General features: G+C 69.5%; 19 protein-coding genes and 1 pseudogene. 11 read left to right on the forward strand and 9 right to left on the reverse strand.

Going from position 1 to position 19,670, the window contains the following annotated elements:
• The first annotated feature begins 274 nt into the window (after positions 1–274).
• From AC5Y7V_RS12290 to AC5Y7V_RS12310, 5 genes and pseudogenes are all read left to right on the forward strand, one after another.
• A complete protein-coding gene (locus AC5Y7V_RS12290) occupies positions 275–1,159 on the forward strand; it encodes an SDR family NAD(P)-dependent oxidoreductase (protein ID WP_499880318.1) in 885 nt (294 codons plus the stop codon).
• Positions 1,160–1,191: 32 nt separating this feature from the next.
• Positions 1,192–2,412 (forward strand): FAD-dependent oxidoreductase, encoded by a 1,221-nt coding sequence (locus tag AC5Y7V_RS12295; RefSeq protein ID WP_499880319.1) that lies wholly within the window; start codon positions 1,192–1,194, stop codon positions 2,410–2,412.
• Between the two features lie 26 nt (positions 2,413–2,438).
• Positions 2,439–3,008 carry a DUF4389 domain-containing protein gene (locus tag AC5Y7V_RS12300; protein WP_499880628.1) on the forward strand — a complete coding sequence of 190 codons (570 nt, stop codon included), beginning with the start codon at positions 2,439–2,441 and terminating at the stop codon, positions 3,006–3,008.
• A gap of 47 nt (positions 3,009–3,055) precedes the next feature.
• Positions 3,056–3,634: a class I SAM-dependent methyltransferase gene (locus tag AC5Y7V_RS12305; protein WP_499880320.1), complete on the forward strand. Its 579-nt coding sequence runs from the start codon at positions 3,056–3,058 to the stop codon at positions 3,632–3,634.
• A gap of 125 nt (positions 3,635–3,759) precedes the next feature.
• Positions 3,760–4,255: pseudogene (locus AC5Y7V_RS12310) on the forward strand (PPE family protein); the annotation flags it as partial.
• A 401-nt stretch (positions 4,256–4,656) separates the two neighbouring features.
• Here the strand turns inward: AC5Y7V_RS12310 and AC5Y7V_RS12315 are convergent.
• Together AC5Y7V_RS12315 and AC5Y7V_RS12320 are read right to left on the reverse strand one after the other, a co-directional pair.
• Positions 4,657–7,161: an FtsX-like permease family protein gene (locus tag AC5Y7V_RS12315; RefSeq protein ID WP_499880321.1), complete on the reverse strand. Its 2,505-nt coding sequence runs from the start codon at positions 7,159–7,161 to the stop codon at positions 4,657–4,659.
• The gene (locus AC5Y7V_RS12320) at positions 7,158–7,856 is read right to left on the reverse strand and encodes an ABC transporter ATP-binding protein (protein ID WP_499880629.1); all 699 of its coding nucleotides are present in this window, start codon (positions 7,854–7,856) and stop codon (positions 7,158–7,160) included. The genes AC5Y7V_RS12315 and AC5Y7V_RS12320 overlap by 4 nt, the downstream gene beginning before the upstream one ends.
• A gap of 221 nt (positions 7,857–8,077) precedes the next feature.
• Here AC5Y7V_RS12320 and AC5Y7V_RS12325 point away from each other — a divergent pair, with 221 nt between their 5' ends.
• The 3 genes from AC5Y7V_RS12325 (at position 8,078) to AC5Y7V_RS12335 (ending at position 9,971) form a co-directional block, all read left to right on the forward strand.
• Complete coding sequence (locus AC5Y7V_RS12325) at positions 8,078–8,863, forward strand: heavy metal-binding domain-containing protein (RefSeq protein WP_499880322.1); 786 nt, start codon at positions 8,078–8,080, stop codon at positions 8,861–8,863.
• Positions 8,863–9,246, forward strand: a complete 384-nt coding sequence (locus AC5Y7V_RS12330; RefSeq protein ID WP_499880323.1) for a DUF5073 family protein — start codon at positions 8,863–8,865, stop codon at positions 9,244–9,246. The genes AC5Y7V_RS12325 and AC5Y7V_RS12330 overlap by 1 nt, the downstream gene beginning before the upstream one ends.
• 77 nt (positions 9,247–9,323) lie before the next feature.
• The gene (locus tag AC5Y7V_RS12335) at positions 9,324–9,971 is read left to right on the forward strand and encodes a maleylpyruvate isomerase family mycothiol-dependent enzyme (RefSeq protein WP_499880324.1); all 648 of its coding nucleotides are present in this window, start codon (positions 9,324–9,326) and stop codon (positions 9,969–9,971) included.
• A gap of 2 nt (positions 9,972–9,973) precedes the next feature.
• Here the strand turns inward: AC5Y7V_RS12335 and AC5Y7V_RS12340 are convergent, their stop codons facing one another.
• Positions 9,974–10,432, reverse strand: coding sequence for a nuclear transport factor 2 family protein (locus AC5Y7V_RS12340; RefSeq protein WP_499880325.1), 459 nt, complete (start codon positions 10,430–10,432; stop codon positions 9,974–9,976).
• A gap of 106 nt (positions 10,433–10,538) precedes the next feature.
• Here AC5Y7V_RS12340 and AC5Y7V_RS12345 point away from each other — a divergent pair, with 106 nt between their 5' ends.
• Positions 10,539–12,281 (forward strand): N-acyl-D-amino-acid deacylase family protein, encoded by a 1,743-nt coding sequence (locus AC5Y7V_RS12345; RefSeq protein WP_499880326.1) that lies wholly within the window; start codon positions 10,539–10,541, stop codon positions 12,279–12,281.
• Here AC5Y7V_RS12345 and AC5Y7V_RS12350 read toward each other — a convergent pair.
• The 4 genes from AC5Y7V_RS12350 to AC5Y7V_RS12365 form a co-directional block, all read right to left on the reverse strand.
• Positions 12,278–12,946, reverse strand: coding sequence for a cutinase family protein (locus tag AC5Y7V_RS12350; protein ID WP_499880327.1), 669 nt, complete (start codon positions 12,944–12,946; stop codon positions 12,278–12,280). The two genes, AC5Y7V_RS12345 and AC5Y7V_RS12350, sit on opposite strands and share 4 nt — an antisense overlap.
• Positions 12,947–13,155: 209 nt before the next feature.
• On the reverse strand, positions 13,156–13,644 hold the full coding sequence (locus tag AC5Y7V_RS12355) for a hypothetical protein (protein WP_499880328.1): 489 nt from the start codon (positions 13,642–13,644) through the stop codon (positions 13,156–13,158).
• Positions 13,645–13,738: 94 nt separating this feature from the next.
• Positions 13,739–14,404 carry a TetR/AcrR family transcriptional regulator gene (locus AC5Y7V_RS12360; protein ID WP_499880329.1) on the reverse strand — a complete coding sequence of 222 codons (666 nt, stop codon included), beginning with the start codon at positions 14,402–14,404 and terminating at the stop codon, positions 13,739–13,741.
• 53 nt (positions 14,405–14,457) lie between these two features.
• Positions 14,458–15,045, reverse strand: coding sequence for a TetR/AcrR family transcriptional regulator (locus AC5Y7V_RS12365; RefSeq protein ID WP_499880330.1), 588 nt, complete (start codon positions 15,043–15,045; stop codon positions 14,458–14,460).
• Between the two features lie 43 nt (positions 15,046–15,088).
• Here AC5Y7V_RS12365 and AC5Y7V_RS12370 point away from each other — a divergent pair, with 43 nt between their 5' ends.
• Both AC5Y7V_RS12370 and AC5Y7V_RS12375 read left to right on the forward strand, forming a co-directional pair.
• Positions 15,089–15,634, forward strand: a complete 546-nt coding sequence (locus AC5Y7V_RS12370; protein WP_499880331.1) for a class I SAM-dependent methyltransferase — start codon at positions 15,089–15,091, stop codon at positions 15,632–15,634.
• A gap of 45 nt (positions 15,635–15,679) precedes the next feature.
• Positions 15,680–16,510, forward strand: a complete 831-nt coding sequence (locus AC5Y7V_RS12375; RefSeq protein WP_499880332.1) for an enoyl-CoA hydratase-related protein — start codon at positions 15,680–15,682, stop codon at positions 16,508–16,510.
• Positions 16,511–16,582: 72 nt separating this feature from the next.
• Here the strand turns inward: AC5Y7V_RS12375 and AC5Y7V_RS12380 are convergent, their stop codons facing one another.
• Together AC5Y7V_RS12380 and AC5Y7V_RS12385 are read right to left on the reverse strand one after the other, a co-directional pair.
• Complete coding sequence (locus AC5Y7V_RS12380) at positions 16,583–18,286, reverse strand: FAD-binding protein (RefSeq protein WP_499880333.1); 1,704 nt, start codon at positions 18,284–18,286, stop codon at positions 16,583–16,585.
• Positions 18,283–19,656, reverse strand: coding sequence for an aromatic ring-hydroxylating oxygenase subunit alpha (locus AC5Y7V_RS12385; protein ID WP_499880334.1), 1,374 nt, complete (start codon positions 19,654–19,656; stop codon positions 18,283–18,285). The genes AC5Y7V_RS12380 and AC5Y7V_RS12385 overlap by 4 nt, the downstream gene beginning before the upstream one ends.
• Positions 19,657–19,670 lie beyond the last annotated feature (14 nt).

Here is a 19,670-nt window from a genome sequence, read left to right on the forward strand (position 1 = left end):
CCCCGCGATTGCTCAGCTCAGCGGGATCGGGAGCGAAGCATTGTTCAGCTTTTCAAGTTCGCTGGCCGACGCCAGGGCGAAGCCTTGTCGCTGGGTGCCCCGCCGGCAGCAACGCCGTGAGGGTAGCCGGGACGCGCCTCAGTTACGGGCTTCTCATTCTCGGACCGCCTGGGTACTGTTCGGCACATGTTTGTCACCGCCACGCGCGAACTGCTGCTCGGCGCCGAGAATGCCGCGCGCACAGGGCATTCGGAGGATTCCGAGGCGCACACCGATGTCTGATCCGCGGCTCGACGGGCGCGGCGTGGTGGTATCGGGCGGCAGCCGCGGCGTGGGGCGCGCGGTCGCCGAACTGCTGTGCGACCTCGGCGCCGGCGTGGTGGTCAACGGGCGCGACGCGGACGCCGTGGCCGAGACCGTGGCGGCCATATCCCACGCCGGCGGGCGAGCCACCCCGGTGGCCGGGGCCGCGGACAACGAGCGCACCGCGAACGCGCTCGTCGACGCGTGCGTGAGCACCTACGGGCGGTTGGACGCCCTGATCAACTGCGCCGGGATCGCCGAGCCCGCCGGTTCGTCGATCCTGAACATCTCGCCGGAGGAATTCGACCGCCTGATCGGCGGGCACCTGGGTACGGCGTTTCACACCTGCCGGGTCGCCGCCCGCGTCATGGCGGCGCAGGGCCACGGATCGATCGTCAACACCAGCTCGGTGGCGTTCCTCGGCGACTACGGCGGCACGGGTTACCCGGCCGGCAAGGGCGCCGTCAACGGGCTGACGATGGCCATCGCGGCGGAACTGAAGCCCTACGGGGTGCGGGCGAACGTGGTGTGCCCCGGCGCCCGGACGCGGCTGTCGACGGGGCCGGAGTACGAGGAGCACATCGCGGACCTGCACCGCCGAGGATTGCTCGACGAGATGACGATGCGGGCCTCGCTCGATAGCGCCCCGGCGGCCTTCGTGGCCCCGCTCTATGCCTACCTGGCCGGCGACTTGTCCCGCGGCGTGACGGGCCGGATCTTGGTGGCCGCGGGCGGATTCGTCGGCAGCTTTGACCGGCCCACGCCGCGGGTGCTCGGATACCGCGATCACCACAACGCCGAACCGTGGTCGGTCGAGGAGCTGCACAAGATGGTCGGCAGTGACCGGGTTCGGTGAACCGATGAGCGCGCGGGCACGTATCCAATGAAGTGACGGGCCCGCTTCGGATACTTGTCATCGGCGCCGGCGTGAGCGGGATTTCCGCCGCGCGCGGACTGCTGCGAGACGGCCACGACGTCACGGTCTTCGATCAGCGCCAGGACACGCGGGCCGGCGGCGGTGCGGTGACGATCTGGTCCAACGGCGAGACGGTGCTGCGGCAACTGGGCGTCAACATGGCCGGGGCCGGCCAGCTGCTTTCCCGGGTGCGGGTGCTGACCTCCCGGGGACACCAGCTGGCGAGCCTGGACGTGGACGCGATGGTCGACCGGCTGGGCGCACCCGTTCGGATGGTGCCGCGCCGCGTCCTGCTCGAACGGCTTCTGGACGGCTTCCCCGCCGATCGCATCCGCTGCAACGCCCGCGCGGCGCGGGTCGTGACGCACGCCGATGGGGTCCAGGTCGAATTCGACGACGGCAGCGTGGCCCGGGGCGACGTGGTGATCGGCGCCGACGGCCTGCACTCCGTCGTACGCGATGTCGTCGGCGCCCCCGCCGCGGAACCGACGGGCTGGTGCAGCTGGCAGGGGCTCGTCACCCTTCCCGGGCTCGTCGACAAGCGGATGGCGATGATCGTCATCGGCGAGCGCGGCAACACCGGCGTGTGGCCGGCCGGAGGTTGCGACGTCCAGTGGTGGTTCGACCTGCCCTGGTCCCGCGACTTCGTCAGGCCGCCGCGCCCGATCGACGTGATCCGGTCGACTTTCTCCGGGTGGTCCGACACCGTCGACCTCGTCCTGCGCAGGCTGACCGACGAGGACCTGGCCGGTTCGCCCTACCCGCACTTTCGGCACCCGCGGCTTCCCCCGTTGGTCCCGGGTCCGGTGACGTTGCTGGGCGACGCCGCGCACACCATGCCGCCAACGCTCGCGCAGGGAACCAATCAGGCGCTGCTCGACACCATGGTGCTCTGCAAGGAGCTCTCGCATGTCCGCGAATCGGTACCCGCCGGCGCCCTTTCCACGGAGATCTGCGCGGCCCTGCGCCGCTACGAGGGGGCCCGGCGGCGCCGGGTCGGCGCCGTGTCGCGGGTCGCATCGCTGCAGGTGGCCCACGGGGAAGCCGTGTTGTGGCCGGCCGCGATGATCCCCGACCGGCTACACACCTGGATGCTGACCACGTTTCTGCGGTGCACGAGCCATCGCCGGCTGTCGGCGGCGATCGATCGGGGCCTCGGGGCGGCAATGCCGATCGCGACGGGCGGCGGGTGACCGTGTCGACCGACGGTCCCGTGCGGGTGCGCGGCGAACTCGAGGCGCCGTCACGCTGGCTCTGGCTCGTCAAGTGGTGCGTGCTGGCCGTCCCGCACTACCCCATCTTGATCCTTCTCTATCTGGTGTATCCGCCGCTGACGATCGTCGCCGGCGTGGCGATCCTCTGCACGGGGCGCTACCCGCGCCCGATATTCGACTTCAACGTCGGGGTGCTGCGCTGGTCGTGGCGGGTGATGAATTACCGCTTCCCGATGAACACCACCGACAGGTACCCGCCCTTCGCGCTGGCCTCGAGGCCCGACTATCCCGGCGACCTGGTGGTCGACTACCCGGAGCGCCTGAGCCGCTGGGCCGTGCTGGTGAAGTGGTGGCTGCTCGGGCTCCCGCAGATACTGCTGTGCTGGGCGATGGAGCCGCTGCTGCAGGTACTTTGCGTCATCAACGCGGCGTGGTTGCTGTGCAAGGGCTCGATTCATCCCGGCATGTTCGACCTGCTCATGGGCATCGTTCGGTGGCGCTACCGGGTGGCGGTGTATGTATCGTTGATGAGTGACGGGTATCCGCCGTTCCGACTGGATCTAGGTAGCAGATAACGCGCGAAAATCCTTTATTCCCATACATATATCGGTTCGGTCAGCCGATGTTCGACCGGCTCTTCTACAACCGGTATCGCCGGGCGGCGATCGCACACGCGACCGGCCGGCTGCTGATGGTCGGCCTGGGGCCGGGAACCGATCTGAAGTTCGTGCCACCCGCGGTGACGTCGGTCGCCGCCGTGGAGCCGGTGGCCGCGTTCCGGCGAATGGCGTCGCGCGTCGCGGATACACACGGCATCGCCGTCGACATCGTGGATGGCACAGGAGAGTCGATTCCGTTCCCGGACAACAGCTTTGATTCGGTTCACATCGGGCTGGTGCTGTGCTCGGTCGACGACGTGGCGGCGACGCTGGGGGAGATCCGCCGCGTGCTGGTCCCGGAGGGCCGGTTGGTGGTGCTCGAGCACGTCCGCGGGGACGGGGCGACGGGCCGGTTCCAGGACCTGGTCGCGCGGCCCTGGTCGTGGTTTGCCGCGGGCTGCCATCCGAACCGCCGAACCGTCGATGCCATCGCCGCCGCCGGCTTCGACACCTCGGGGCTGCGCAGGATCCGAACCCCGGTGCCCTTCCCGTGCAAACCGCACCTGGAGGGCTTCGCCACCGTGATCGGCGATGTCGGCTAGGCCGACATTGAACTATTCCGGCCCACATTTCGTGTAGTCGTAGACGCTGCTTGTTGTCGTGCTGGCGTTGCCGTGCTGACTGCGCCGGCACGATCGTCGCGGCCCTCACGGAAGGGACTGGGGTCATGAATTTCTCGGTATTGCCACCGGAGATCAACTCGGCGCGAATCTTCTCGGGTGCCGGCTCCGGTCCGATGTTGGAGGCGGCCGCGGCATGGGACGCGTTGGCCAACGAGTTGGGGTCGGCGGCGTCGTCGTTTTCGTCGGTCACCTCGGGCCTCACCCAGCAGGCGTGGCGGGGGCCGGCAGCGGCGGCGATGACGGCCGCGGCGGCGCCGTATGCGGGGTGGCTCAGTGCGGCGGCGAGCCAGGCGACGGGCGCGGCCGGGCAGGCCCGGACGGTGGCCAGCGCGTTCGAGGCGGCGTTGGCGTCAACCGTGCACCCGTTGCAGGTGACCGCCAACCGAAATGGATTCGTGCAGTTGGTGATGTCGAATCTGTTCGGGCAGAACGCGCCGGCGATCGCGGCCGCCGAGGCCGAGTACGAGCAGATGTGGGCCCAGGATGTCGCCGCGATGGTCGGCTATCACGCCGGCGCCTCGGCCGCCGGCGGGGCGCTGGGGCCGTTGCACAACCTGGCCACCCAGCTCGCGTCGGCGCTGGGACTGAGCCCGGTCACCAACCCCGTCGCCGGCGACCCGGATTTCATGAGTCAAACCACCAACTTCGGCGGCCTGTTCTCATCGACGTCTATCGCCGATCCGGACGACGGTCATTTCGTCGGGACCAATCTCGTGAGCCCGCTCTTCACAGCCTCGTTGACCTCCGGGCGAGAAACGACCCTGGGCCTGGGCGCGCCCGGGCAGACGATCCTCACGTTCCAGAGCCCGGTCGCACCCTTCTTGAACAATTCGATCGCGCTTCCGGTCACGGACCCGCTGGCGCCGCTGTTCACCGCGCTTCTTCCGCTCGGCTTCTGATCGTTCGCGGGCACCGGAGGGGAGTGCCCGCGCTCGCGACGACTACTCGACGCTGACGGCTTCGATGATGTTGAGCCGGGCCGCGCGTCGTGCGGGCGGCACCGAGCCCAGCAGGCTGATCGCCAGCGCGCCGAGCGTGAAGGCACCCGCCATCCAGCTGGGCCGGAAGGTGACCTGGAAGTTCATCATGTCGCCGCTGACCAGGCTGAACAGCCATTGGTCCGTCATGCCGAACGCCAGCCCCAGCGCGCCGCCGACGACGCCGATTCCGGTCGCCTCGGCGAGGACCATCCGCAGGATCGACCGTCGGCTGGATCCCATCGCCCGCAGCACGCCGATCTCGCGACGCCGTTCCAGCACCGAGAGCGTCAGCGTATTGAGCAGGGCGACCGCGGCCACCAACACGACGATGATCCATACGGCGTTCGCGATGAACATGCTCTGATGCATCGGCGCCTCCAGCCCCGCCAGCTTGGCGCGCCCGTCGTACACGTAGTTCGGCGCGGGCACCGCGCGGCGCACGTCGGCGACGAGGCGACCGGCGTCCGCGCCCGGAGCCGCGGCGATCTCCAGCGTTGTCGTCACCGGGCGGTCGAACCAGGCGCGCAGTTGATCGAGTCCCATCCCGACCGTGCCGATCACCGTGGAGAAGTACGGCACCAGGGCCAGCACGGTCGTCTGCTGCGCGCCGTGTGGCGTTTGCATCCGCAGTTGCCCGCCGACCCGAACGTGCAGCGTCCTGCCCAGGTTCTGCGTAAGCACCACGCCCCGCCCGTTGAGCACTTGGTCGCGGATCCGCGGGTCGAGGGCGCGGTAGAGCGGATCGCCCGTGCCGGCGGAAAAGCCGTCGAGCATCACGCGGGTTCCGCCCACTTCGGCGAACCCGAGCGCGCCCTCGGTGACGCGCCGCACGCCCGGCAACGCGGCCACCTTCTCCGAAAGGCCTTGCGGCAGAGCGTCCGTGGGATAGCTGTCGGGGGAGTTCGCGCTCACCCAGACCGGGACGCCGGCGACCGAGGCGAAGATGGTCCGCGCCGAGCGGATCATGTCGGCGTTGGTTCCGGTGATGGTGACGGTGGTGACCACCGCGATGAGCACCGTCATCACGGTCGCCCACACCCGGCGCGGCGCCCGCTGGACGGTCGCCGCCGCAAGCGCCCCGACGGAGCCGAACACCCGCGCCGCCGCGGCGGTGGCGTCGACGATGGGCGCGGTCAGCGCGAATCCCAGCGCTACCTCGGCGGAGAACACCGCCGCCATCGCGACGAACGCGAGAACGCCTCGCTGGTTGACGACGACCGCGATCGATGCGGCGAAGACCGCGATCGCGCCGATCCCGCTCGCGACGCGCAGCCACCGCGGCACGCGGTCCGCGACCGAAACCCCGACGGGGGCCAGCGCCTCGATGGGCGCGACCTTGTACACCTGCCGCGCGGCCATCGCCGATGCCACGACGCTGGTGAGCGCCGTGGCCGCGACCGCGGCCGGTATCGCATAGCCCGGCAGCCAGTACTCGATGCGGGCCTCCAGCCCCTGGGTCATGGCCGGCGGCAATCGGCCGATCGCGATGCGGCCCATCACAATCCCGAGGGCCGAGCCCAACGCGCCGCCGATGAGGCCGAGGATCGCCGCCTCCGCCAGCATGTCGCGGACGATGGTGGCGCGTCGGCCGCCGATCGCACGCAGCATCGAAATGACCGGTCGCCGTTGGGTTATCGCCATGGTCATCGTGGTGTAGATCAGGAACGCGCCGACCATCAGGGCGACCATCGCCCCCATCAGGGCCATGTAGTTCATCAGCTTGACGCCGTCGCCGGCCCGGGTGGCCCGCATGCTGGGCTCCGCGACGATCGCCCGGCCGTTGACCGCGGCGGTGATCGCGGCGCGAACCCGGGCGAGGTCGGCGCCGGGTTTGGTGGTGACCAGGATGGAGTCGAGCTGGCCCGTGCGTCCGGTGATGTTCTGCGCCAGGGCGAGTGGGGCGAGGACGTAGTGCCCGCCGTTGAGCGCGGCTACCTGCTTGCCCGCGAGGACCTCGCCGACGGTCACCGGCCTCGACCCCAGTTGGAACGTCTCACCCTTGGCGTGGCCGACGCCCGGTCCGACACGCACGGCGTCGGCCGGTCCCGTCGGGCCGGGCGATTCGCGTTTCAACGCGTCCTTGAGGGCGCCGCCCAGTGCGGCCAGGCGCTCGTCGGCACCGAACAGCAGGACCGGGCCCGACGACGTGGGCGCCGACGTCCGGATCAGCGGCGCCGCCGTCGCGACCCCGGGGACCGCGGCGACGTCGGCGGTGATCGTGTCGGGAAAGCCCGCGTCGGTGATGCCCGACACCTCCAGCGAGGCGATGCCCGCGACGCCGTCGGCGAGCCGGTTGACCGATCCGCTGATCGAGCCGAAGATGCCGAACACCGCGACCAAATACATTGCCGACACCGCCATTACGGCGACGGACGCGCTGGTGCGGCGGCGATGCACCGCGAGCTCGCGCAGGCTGAACAGGCGCAGCCGGCTCGCGGCGGCGGCAATCGCCGAGCCCGGTGTCACACCATGACCTCCGACCGCCGGTCGGCGCCGACCCGCCCGTCCTGCAGCACGATCACCCGGTCGGTCGCGGCCGCGGCTTCCGAATTGTGGGTGACCATCACCACCAGCCGGCCTCGGCCGGGCTCGTGGGCCACCTCGCCGAGCAGCGCCAGGATCGACGCGCCCGTCGCGGAGTCGAGGTTCCCGGTCGGTTCGTCGGCGAGGATCAGCGGGGGATCCATCATCAGTGCGCGCGCGACCGCGACCCGCTGCATCTGGCCGCCGGACAACTCGGCGGGCCGGTGCTCGGTCCGGTTGCCGAGCCCGACGCGGTCCAACAGCCGAATCGCGTCCGGCTTGGCCCGGCCCAGCCGGACGCCGTCGAGCAGCCGCGGCACCGCGACGTTCTCCCACGCCGACAGCGTCGGCAACAGGTTGAAGAACTGAAATACGAAGCCGACGCGATGGTGGCGAAATTGCGACTGCTGCTCATCGCTGAGCCGGCCGATCTCGTCGCTGTCGAATTCGATCGACCCCGAATCGGGGGAGTCCAGGGCACCCAACAGGTGCAGCAGGGTGCTTTTGCCCGCGCCCGACGGCCCGACCACCGAGATGAAGTGACCGCCCTCGAGGCGCAGGCTGATCTCGTCGAGGGCCCGCACGGATTGACCGCCGACCCGGTATTCGCGCACCACGTCGCGCAGTTCGATGGTCAGCGGCCGTTGCGTACCGCCGGTGTCGATCCGTCCGAACATGGCCCTCCCCGCGCGCACCCCGTACCGCAAAAAGCGCTGGTACTTCAGATCACGAGGCCGCGCCGCGATCGGTTCATCGCGGCGCTCGACAGCGGACCCGGCGAGTTTGGGATGTGAAACGCGAACCCGCGTCCTACGCTGTCCTCCGGACCGCAGGAAGGTGCCCCAGAAAGGTGTTGCCAATGCAACCGAACCCGCTTGACCCAGTCGCCAGCGAGAGGCTGTCGCACGCAGGCAAGGTGTTCACGACCGATCTGTCGATCAACGAGTTCGCCCTGCTGCACGGGGCGGGGTTCGAACCGATCGAGCTCGTGATGGGCGTTTCGGTCTATCACGTGGGCTACCAGTTCACCGGCATCAGGCAGCAGTCCGAGCTGCCGGTGCTCACCGAGGCGACGTACCGGGCCCGCTGGAACGCGATGTCGCGGATGCAGGCCGAGGCCGATTCGTTGGGGGCCGACGGCGTGGTCGGCGTGCGCCTGGAATGGCGTCATCAGGGGGAGGGCGAGCATCTCGAGTTCATCGCGGTCGGCACCGCCGTGCGATACACCGCCAAGCCGGGGGCGTTTCGGCGCCCCAACGGGCAGGCGTTCACCAGCCACCTTTCCGGTCAGGACCTGACGACGCTGCTGCGATCGGGCTTCGCCCCCGTGGCGTTCGTGATGGGCAACTGCGTGTTTCACGTTGCCGTGCAAGGGTTTATGCAAATGCTGAAGCAGGCGGGACGCAATGCCGAGATGCCGCAGTGGACGCAGGGCAGCTACCAGTCCCGGGAGCTGGCCATGTCGCGGATGCAGAGCGAGGCCGAGCGGGACGGCGCGAACGGCGTTGTCGGTGTGCACTTCGCCATTTCGAATTACGCGTGGGGACATCACACGGTGGAGTTCTACGTGGCGGGAACGGCGGTGCGTCGCAGCGGCGAGCCGCAGACCCTGACGCCGTCGTTCGTCCTGCCGATGAGTGACTGATGACCGTGTTCGATCACGAGCGGGTCAGTCACGCCGTCGGGTCGGCCCTATCCGGTCCCGGCGGCGTCGCGCTGGTGGTCAAGGTGTTTGGGGGCGTTCCCGGGGTGATTGTCACGCCGGCGCGGCGGAGCCTGTTCCGTTCACAGCCCGAGCGGGTTCAGATCGGCGACTGGCGCTACGAAGTGAGCGCTGACGGCCGGCTCCTCGCCGCGCACGTGGTCAACGGCGTGGCTATCGCCGAGGAGGTCCTCGCCGCCGGCGCCGTCGGTCCGCACATCGCCCGGGCGCTCGGCCAACTGGTGAGCGGTTACGGCCCGACGATCGTCCCCAACATCGACGCAGCGCTCGAAGCGCTCGACACGGGCGCCGGTCCCCGCTTCTGACTTCCTCGCGCGCGACGACTTTCGGGCGCGGCGGGGGTCTATACCGGCGTCATCCCTGCCGGGTATTGGAGGCTCACATGTTCGAAGGCGCCACCCGCGACACCCTCTGGTCCGCGGTTCACGCGGAGCGCGCCGCGCTCGCAGACGATCTCGCCGGCCTGAACGACGCGCAATGGGCGCAGCCGTCACTGTGCGGAGAGTGGGTCATCGAGGAGGTGGTCGCGCACCTCACGGCCGCGGCGAGCATCGGTCGGCTGCGCTGGTTGGCCAGCGCCCTGGGCGCTCGATTCGACTTCGACCTGCACAACGCGCGGCGCCTGGCCGAGCACCGCGGCGCAACGCCCGCCGAGACGCTCGACCGGTTCCGGCGGGTCATCACCAGCACCACCGCGCCACTGGGACCGACGGCCGCGTGGCTGGGCGAGGTCGTCGTGCACGCTCAGGACATCCGGCGGCCTCTCGGACTCCTCCGCACACCGCCCGTGGACACCGTTGCCGCGGTCGCGGGCTTTTACGCCCAGCGGGACTTCGCGGTGCGCAGCCGGAGCGCGATCGATGGTCTGCGGTTGGAGGCGACCGACGGTTCCTTCGCCACCGGCGCCGGGCCTCTCGTGAGCGGCACAACCCTGTCCCTGACGATGGCGATGGCGGGGCGCCAGGCCTACTGCGACGAGCTCACCGGCCCGGGCGTCCCCGAGTTGCGCGCCCGTTGCGCCGCCGGCTGACTTCACTCGCCGGCGACGGGTTGGCTCTGGTCGATCGCAACCACCCACCGGCTGAACCGCCAGACGCCATCCTGCTTAACGGCGGTGAACTCGTACCGGCCGGTTAGGTCGGGGGTGGGCGCGCCGCCGTCCTTGACGGCGAAAACCTGGACGTAGCAGTGGCCGGTGGCTTCGGTATCGCTTTGGCCGGAGAACCAGAACGAATTCAGAGCGTGGCGACGTTGGTTGTTCTCCGCCTTGAAACCCTGTTTCCTGACCGCGAGCAGGCTCATCACGGTGTCGATGTCCGCCGACAGCGGCCGGCCCTCGTGCAGCAGGACGAGCTGCGGTGACTCGGTGAACAGGGCGCGAAAGTCGTCGAGCAGGTTTTCGTCATAGGTGTAGGCGTAGGCCCCGAACAGGTTGATGATCGCCAGCCGATCGGTGACGTCGAAGTCCACCCGGCCGACGTCCCCGATCATCACCACTCCCCGATGCTCCCATGCGCGACCGCGCCGCCTATCGAGAAAGGCCATCGCACTGTTGAATGCTTGGTGGGCGCGAAGCCCGGCCCGCGAGGAGGCTGCCATGACCTACGACCTGATCATCCGGGGCGGAACCGTGGTGGACGGCACCGGCGCGCCGGCGCGGACCGCCGACGTAGCAGTCGCCGACGGGATCGTCGCGGAGGTCGGCCGCGTCGCCGGCACCGCCAGGCGCACCGTCGAGGCCGACGGGCTAACCGTCACGCCGGGATTCGTCGACGTGCACACCCATTACGACGGGCAGGCCACCTGGGACCCGCACCTCACCCCTTCGTGCTGGCACGGCGTCACGACCGCGATCATGGGCAATTGCGGCATCGGTTTCGCGCCCGTGCGGCCCGATCGGCACGGCTGGCTCGTCGACCTGATGGAAGGCGTCGAGGACATCCCGGGCTCCGCGCTGTCCGAGGGCATCACGTGGGAGTGGGAGTCGTTCGGCGAGTATCTGGACGCACTCGAACGGATGCCGCGCGCGGTGGACGTCGCGGCGCAGATCCCGCACGCGGCCGTCCGCGGCTTCGTCATGGGTGACCGCGCGCACGACACCGCGACGGCGGTGGACCTCGACGCGATGAGCCGGATCGTCGCCGACGGCCTGCGAGCCGGGGCGGTGGGCATGTCGTTCGGACGCACGGCGGGGCATCGCAGCGCGTCGGGCGAACCCGTGCCGGGAACCTACTCCGAAGAAGAGGAACTCGCCGCGCTGATGGCCGTGATGGCCGAGGTGGGTTCCGGTGTGCTGCAAGTGGTTCCGGCCGGCGTGGGCGGCGCGATGGGCGGCGACGAGCGGCACTCGATCGACGCCGAGATCGAATGGATCACCAGGCTCGGGCGCGAGTACCGGATACCGCTCACCTTCCTGGCGATGGTCAACGAGCAGGATCCGCACGACTGGCGGCGCTGGTTCGCGGCGGTGCACGACGCCAACGCGGCCGGTGCGGCGATCCGCCCCCAGGTCGCCAGCCGGGCCTTCGGGATGCTGATGGGCCACCAGTCGCGGATGAATCCCTTCCGGCACCGCGCGACGTACCGGCCGCTGATGGAACTGCCGCTGGCGCAGCGCGTTCTACGCCTCCGCGATCCGGAGGTGCGGGCGCGGATCCTGGCCGACGCGCCCGATCCGACGCCCGAACCCTCGGCGGACCAACTCAACAGCCACATCTTCAAGCGCCTGTATCCGCTCGGCGAAGCGCTCGACTACGAACCCGCGCCCGAGGCCAGCATCGCCGCGATCGCCGAACGGGAGCGCCGTGACCCCTGGGAGGTCACCTACGACGTGCTGCTCGGCGCGCAGGGACGCGAATTTCTGCTGCTGCCCCTGCTGAACTACGCCGGCAACAACTACGACCACCTCTACAACATGATGGCGGACCCGGTGAGCCTGCAGGGGCTGGGCGACGGCGGGGCGCACTGCGGGATCATCTGCGACGCCAGCATGACCACGTACCTGCTGTCGCACTGGGTGGGCAAGCGGACGCGCGGGCCGGGCCTGTCGCTGGAGGCCGCGGTCCACCGCCTCACCGGCGACCCTGCGGGTTTCTACGGGCTGGGCGATCGCGGCGTCCTCGCTCCCGGGCGGCGTGCCGATATCAACCTGATCGACCTGGACCGGCTGGGGCTGCACTACCCGGAGCGGGTGGAGGACCTGCCCGGTGGCGCGGGCCGGTTGATCCAGCGCTCGGAGGGCTACGTCGAGACGATGGTGCGGGGCCAGACCGTCGTCGCCGAAGGCGAACTGACCGACGCGAGGCCCGGCGGGCTGGTCCGGGGGCGCAGGCCGTCCTAAATGCGTCCCGCCGCGAAGTCGGCCGCCTGGTCGACCATCCCGGCCTCGACGTATTGCCGGTGCGCGGCGGGGAATCCCGAGCCCGAGCAGACCGGATCGTTGGGAACGCACAGCTCGATCGTCTTCGGTGCGTACAGCGGACCGACCGTGACCGGGGGCTCGTTGATGATGCTCATGAACTGGGTCGACGGCTTGCCGAACAGCGCGACGGCGGCGACGTGGTTGGCGACGTCGGGCGGCATCGGCTGGGGCGGCTGCGCGAGATTCGCCCCGTCCGGGACCCGGTTCGCGGTGACGAAGCCCATGACGGCCGCGCCCTGGGAATATCCGCCCAGCACCATCTTGGTTCTGGGGCAGTTCGCGGCCATCGACTCGACGTGGTGGCCGGCGTCGGTGATGCCGTCGATCGCGGTGGGGAAGTCCGTGGTGGCCGGGTAGTTGACCGGGTACACGCCGAGCGATCGCGTGCCGACGCGCGAGCGCAGGGTGTCCACGAAGTCCTGCCCGACGCGGCCGACGCCGGGGGGCTCGGTGGTACCTCGGGCGAAGACCACCTCGACGTCGGGGCACGGCTCGGCGGTGGCGAACGGAACGGGCGCGGCCAGCAGCGCCCAAATCGGCGCCGCCGCAGCACAAATGAGACGGAGGAGGGGAGGAAACTTCACGCCCGAAATTTTGTCACAGCCCGGTAACGGATGCTCGTCGAGCGCGGGCCGCTCCCGACGGACTCGACGGCCTGCGTAGGGGACGACCCGAACCCCCGGGCCCCGGAAACGCCGCAGCTCAGGGCGTAAGAAGGGGATGCCGGACCGGTCGCAAGCCGGGCGAGCCGAAATGCGCGATAACTCCCAATGATGTGACCAAGTCGGCCGGATTACGTCTGGGTGTCCGGCGCGGCGGTGGCGCGTTTCCCGGCGCCCCGCCGGCGCAGCACCGAACGGGCCGAGCGCAGCACGCCGCGAAACGCGTACGCGGCGGCAAGCACACACAGCAGAATCAGCAGGATGAACATGGGCAGCCAGTTGCTTCGCTCGTGGCTGACGTCCCACCAGACGATGGTGAACAGCAGCGCGCAGAGCAAGAGCACCATGTCCCGCCAATTGCCCCGGTAGGACAGGGCGGCCCGGCGCATCGCACGGTTCCTGTCGGCGACACCGATCAGGTCATCGATGCGCTCGTCGATGATGCGTTGCATTTCGGCGCGTCGGGTGATCGCGTCGGTAGGGAGCCGGTCGAGCAGGTCCATGTCCTCTTTGATCAGCTCTCGGTAGTTCGGGCCCCGGAATTGCCCGGCCACGATGGCCAGCATCGCGCCGCCGAAAATGGGGGCGCTGTTCAGCGCTATCGCTCCCAGACCTGCCATGTCCCCTCCTTCGTCGGTCGTCGTCCGGTCGTCGTCAAAGTCGGTTCGTTGAGGATGGCCGAACTCGGGGGAGGGATCAACCACTCCCGCGGTATCAGGACGCTCGTGACGGGCGCCCGCGCGCCTGCGCCGGCTCGGCTGCCCGCAGCGCGTCCATGGTGCGCATCAACTGCGGGTAGGCGATCGCGGGTCCTATCCACCGGGTGAGGTAGCGGCGCAAGTCGGCGCCGGTGCGTGGGGGCCGGCCGGGGTCGGTGAGGAAGGATTGCAGCACCCGCAGGCCGAATTCGTTCAGCTCGTCCAGCCCGGTCTCATCGAAACCGTAATGCTCCCAATCGATGTCGAAGCGATGCAGCATCGACAGTCCGAAGGCCAACGCGGTATCGGAGATGATGGAGACGCTCTGACCGCTGCGGTGGCGCAACACGAAACCGACCTGGTCGTCCGACGCCAGCTGCTCGATGGCGAACGCCATGCCTTCCGTCATCGCCACGACCGGGTCGGTCACGCCTTCGAGCTGGGTCGCCAGGCGGTCGAGGAACCCGTCGGCCGACCGCATCGCGGCCGCCACCAGCAACGCCTGGGTGCCGGGGAAGTATCGGTAGACGGTCTGCCGCGTGACGCCCAGGGCGCGCGCCACGTCGGCGATCCCCATCGCCGGGCCCCGCTCGTCGATGATCCGGTCCGCGGCGTCCAGGATGCGCTCGATCGCCTCCTCGTCGGAGGCGGGCGCGTTCCCTGCCCAGCCGTGACTGCGCATGCTCAGCCGATCCTCACAGCTGGATAATAGCGATTCGGTTGGGCCACTGGCCTTTAGGCGGCGCAGGCTTTCAGAATCAGACCGACGGCCTCGTCGAGCTGCCCGGCGATCTCCTCATAGCTGACGAAGCGGGCCGTCAGGAGGGCCCCGGAGAACGTCATCTGAAGCGCGGACTTCACGGCTCGCGGCCACCCGGGACCCAGCGCCGCCGCGATGCGCCTGGACACCTCTTCGCCGATCTGCTCCCGCAGCGGCTTGACGGCGGGGTCGTCGGCCATCAGCGCCGCGCCGCAGGCCGTCGCCAACTCGGGTTCGTCGGCGACCATCAGCGCCATGTCGCGCAGCGTCGCGCTGACCCGCGCCTGGGTGGTGTCGTTGACGTCGGTGTGCAGCGGCAGGTCCCGCAGGAAGCGCAGGTACACCGCCGCCACCAGCGCGCTCTTCGACGGAAAGTACGTGTACGCGCTGGCCGGGGACACGCCGGCGCGGGTGGCGACCGCGCGCATCGTCAGGGTCGCGTAGGAGGACGCCCGCAGTTCCTCCAGCCCGGCGTCGAGGACCTTGCGGATCGTCTGCGCCGGCCGGCGGTCGGAGCGGCGGGCCGTCCCCGCGTCCGTCGGAGTGGCCGCCTCTCTAGACACCGGTCCAGTGTAGAAACGCGGCGGCCGATTTAGGGTGGCGCCTATGGCCGAGGACGACCGGCGTCGCTGGGACGAGCGGTACGCCGCCGCCGGGCCGCCGCCGGCGGGCGAGGTCGGGCCGCCGGGCTTCGTGGCGCGCCACGCCGAGCTGTTTCCGACCGCGGGACGCGCCCTCGACCTCGCCTGCGGACAGGGAAGCGGCGCGGTGTGGCTGGCCCGCCGCGGCCTGGACGTCTGGGGGTGCGACGTCTCCGCGGTCGCCATCGACCAGGCGCGCGAGTTGGCGCGGCTCGCCGGCGTCGGGGACCGCTGCCGCTTCGAGGTCGTCGACCTCGACGACGGGCTGCCCGCCGGTCCGCCCGCCGACGTGATCCTGTGCCATAACTTCCGGGACCGCCGCCTCGACGGGGCGATCATCGAGCGCCTGGCGCCGGGCGGGCTGTTGGCCGTCGCCGCGCTCAGCGAGGTCGGGGCCGCGCCGGGGCCGTTTCGCGCCGCGCCGGGCGAGCTGCCCGCCGCGTTCGCCGCGCTCGAACTCGTCGACGCGGGTGAGGGCGACGGTCGCGCGTGGCTGCTGGCACGCGGCTGATGCGCCGCACTCGGATGCGGGCCCGTAACCGGTAATGTCACGACGATGGAGCGGCGCGTGCTCGAAGCGATCATCTATGAACGCGAACCGCCGATTGCGCGGATCATCCTGAATCGGGTCGACAAGGCCAATACCAAGGACGCGGTGTTGGTCACCGAGGTCGACGACTGCCTGCACGAGGCCGACCGTGACAAAGAGATCAAGGTCGTCATCATCAAGGCCAACGGGAAGGGCTTCTGCGGCGGACACGTGGCCCGCTGGGGCCCGGACGAGAACCCCTACCCGGACTTCGGCAACACCTTCGAGGAGCTCTACAAGGGCACGGCCGACCTGTTTCTGTGGCCCACCCTGTATCTCTGGGAGTTTCCCAAGCCGACGATCTCGGCGATTCACGGCTATTGCATGGGCGGCGGAATCTATCTCGGCCTGCTGACCGATTTCTGTGTGGCCTCCGAGGACGCGTATTTCCAGATGCCGCTTGCCCAGAGCCTCGGGGAACCCGGCGGGCACACCATGATCGAGCCATGGTTGCTGATGAACTGGCACCGCACCATGGACTGGCTGCTGCTGGCGCCCACCCTGTCCGCGCGCGAAGCCCTCGACTGGGGCCTGCTGAATAAGGTTGTGCCGCGCGAAGACCTGGAAGACACCGTCGAGGAGATGGCGCGCAGGATCTCCCAAATCCCGTTGACCACGCTGATGGCCGTCAAGAACAACGTGAAGCGGGCCTGGGAGTTGATGGGCATGCGGGTGCACCTGCAGGTCAGCCACATCTTGACGAACATGGTGGGCGCCGCCTCGGATGTGCAGGCGCGCCGTGCCGAACTCATGCAATCCGGCATGAAGCCACGCGATTTCGTCGGCCGCGACGAATAGGTTTTAGCGCGAGCAGACACAGAATCGCACTGTGAAGGCTCAGCGCGTGCGATTCTGCGTCTGCTCGCGCGTTTAGCGGGCCCTCTCGCCCGCGATCCGGCGACCGGCGGCGTGCCGCGCGGCGACGTAGCCGAACACCATCGAGCTGGCGATGCTCGCGCCCGCGCCCGGATACGTGCGGCCCATCACCGTCGCGGTGGTGTTGCCCGTGGCGTAGAGGCCCTCGATCACCAGGTCCTGTTCGTCGAGGACCTGCGCGTGCTCGTTGGTGACCACGCCACCGCACGTTCCGACATCCGCCGGGAAGACCCGGGTGGCGTAGTAGGGCGCGCGGTCGAGCGGGCCGACGGCGGCGTTGGGCCGGTAGCCGGGATCGCCGAGGCAGTCGTTGTAGGCCGACTGCCCGCGCCCGAAGTCGGGGTCCAGGCCCTTGGCGGCGAACCGGTTGAACCGCTGGATCGTTTGGGCCAATTCGTCGGCGGGAAGGCCGATCTCACGGGCGAGGTCGGCGATTGTGTCGCCGCGTTTCACCGCGCCCTTTTCGATGAGTTCCGGCGGCAGGCCCTGGTTTCGCTTGAGCGGGTTCGTGCTGGTGACGTACCTGTGCACGTAGCCGTCGTCGAAGATCATCCAGCAGGGCACCGCCTTGTTGGCGTACATCGCCTTGCCGACCTCGACGTAGGAGTTCGACTCGTTGCAGAATCGCCGGCCGGTCGCGTCGACGTAGATGGCGCCGGGACGCTGCCGGCCCGAGCCGAGGGAGGCGGCCGCGGCGCCGCCGTTCGCGATGAAAACCGAAGGCAGCCACCAGGCTTCGTCGAGCAGGTCGGTCTTGGCGCCCAGCCGCATCGCGGCCTGCAGGACCTCGCCGGTGTCCCCGGCGTTGGCGATCGACCACTGCGCCTCGTTGGGCTGATCGCCGCTGTACTGGCGGCGCATCTCCTTGTTGTGGCCGAATCCGCCCGCGGCCAGCAGCACGCCCTTGCGCGCCTCCACGTTCAGTGGCGCGCCGCCATCGCGGGACACGCGCGCGCCGACGACGCGGCCGTCTTCGACGATGAGGTCTTCCATGGCCGCGTTGGTCCACAGCGGGGGCTGCCCGTCGCCGAATTCGATGAGCGCCTTGAGCATCTGGGCGATCAGCGAGGCGCCGTTGGTGAGGATTTGCCGGCGACGGGCCCGCGCGGCCGCGGTGCGCAGGAACACCCGGGTGGCGACCGCGAACGCGTGCGGCGACCGGTTGTAGTACTGCACCGAGCGCAGTTCGTTGGTCAGGACGACGAACCCGTAGTTCTTGGCCAGCGGCGGCTGCACCTTGTCGCTCCAGGTGCCGAGTTCCGCGGCATCGAAGGGGATGCCCTCGATGGCGCGGCCGGACTCGTTGCCGCCCTTGTGGTTCGGGTAGTAGTCGCTCCATCCGGCGCACCGGATCAGCCGAACGCCTTTGCGGATAAGGAAATTGATCATTTCGTAGCCCGCGGTGAGGAACATCTCGCGGCGCGCGGGCGAGGACGGCGCGCCGATGTCGCCTACCACGTCGGCCAGGTAGGCCAGGCCGTCCTCGTGCGAATCCGCGATTCCCTCGGCCCGCATCAACGGGTTGTTGGGCAGCCAGACGATGCCACCGGAGAGCCCGGTCGAACCCCCGACCAGGGCCTGCTTCTCGATGATCAACGGCTCGAGCCCGCAGTCGATCGCGGCCAGCCCGGCCACCATGCCGCCGCCGCCGCTGCCCGCGATGAGCAGGTCGACGGAGCGGTCCCAGCGGGTGCTCATCGCTTCTCCGAGCCGAAGCCCAGGTCGGCGAGCGGCACGTCGATGGTGGTGTTGGTCTTCTGGATCGCGGGCACCAGCGCGTCGTATGGCAGGCCGGCCAGGAAGCCGTCGATGACGCGTTCGAAGTTCGAGATCAGCCCCTCGATCCGGTCCGACAGTCGCATGTAGTCAAACCCCTTGGAGTGCAGGCCTTTCTGTTGTCGCGGCAGGTTCGAGAAGTCCTGCGCGGGGATGGGCGGCCAGCGCGGGTCGTCGGGCGCCATCGGCTCCGGCGGGGTGGGTTTCTCGGTGGTCTGGTCCGGCGGGATGCGGGTCAGCGACCAGATCTCGAACAGCGTCTCCTCCGGGCCGAGCGGGCGGATCCGGTAGGACGAGGCGCTGCTGTACTGAGGCAGCAGAAAGTAGTGCGGGAAGGCGAAATTGATCGCTTCAGTGATGCCGCGCCGCTCCAGCTCGTTGAGGTCGGGCATGTCGCAGCCCCGGGCGCGGTGCCAGTTGACGATGGCGTCGTTGAGCGCGGACCGCCAGGCGGCCATCGCCGCGGCGGGATCGGCCGGCAATTCCATGTTCTGCAGGCCCTCGGCGATGCGCACGTCGTTCTCGTGGGTCATTCCGGCCATGCCCTCGCCGAGGGTGCGCATGAAGTACAGGTTCGTCTGGGCCAGCCCCGGCGGTTTCGAGGTGCTGGGCATGGATGACGGCAGCAGCTGCGGGTGGGTCTGCGGGACGTGGTAGCCCTCCATGAAGGCGGCCGTCGCGAGCTTCCAGTTCACCGGAAGCCGGCACGACTGCCACCACTCGACGCGCAGCGACTCGACCTTCCAGGCGTCGTAGATCGAGGCGAACGGCTCGAAGCAGTCGCGCATGGGCGGCGCGTCGTCGTCGAGGTTGATCCACGCGCAGCCGCCCCAGAGTTCGCACCGGACTCCGACGAGTTGCAGGTCGTCCGCGCCGAGGTTGTCCTCGGCGAACTCGTCGGGCCGCAGGACGAAGGTGTTGCGTCCGTCGATGGCCCAGCACCAGCCGTGGAATGGGCAGACGAAGGTGCGGCGGTTTCCGTTGCCCTCCACCAGCTTTACCCCGCGATGGCGGCACGCGTTGTGGTAGGCCCGCACGTTTTCGGCGTCCATCCGGACGACGATGACGGACTCGTCGAGGATCTCGTACTCGACGTAGTCGCCGGGCTTCGGGATCTCCTCGAGCCGGCAGGCCATCTGCCACACGCGGGGCCAGAGCAACTCCGCCTCGAGGGCGTAGAACTCCGGGTCGTAGTACCGCTGCTTGGGGATCCGGTCGGGCCGCCGCACCGCCCACGGCACCGGCAGCGGCGCCCAGTTCACGTCGGGGTGGGTGCTTTCGGTAGTCACCATGTCCGTTCCCTCGT

Source organism: Mycobacterium sp. NGS34 (assembly GCF_059812845.1).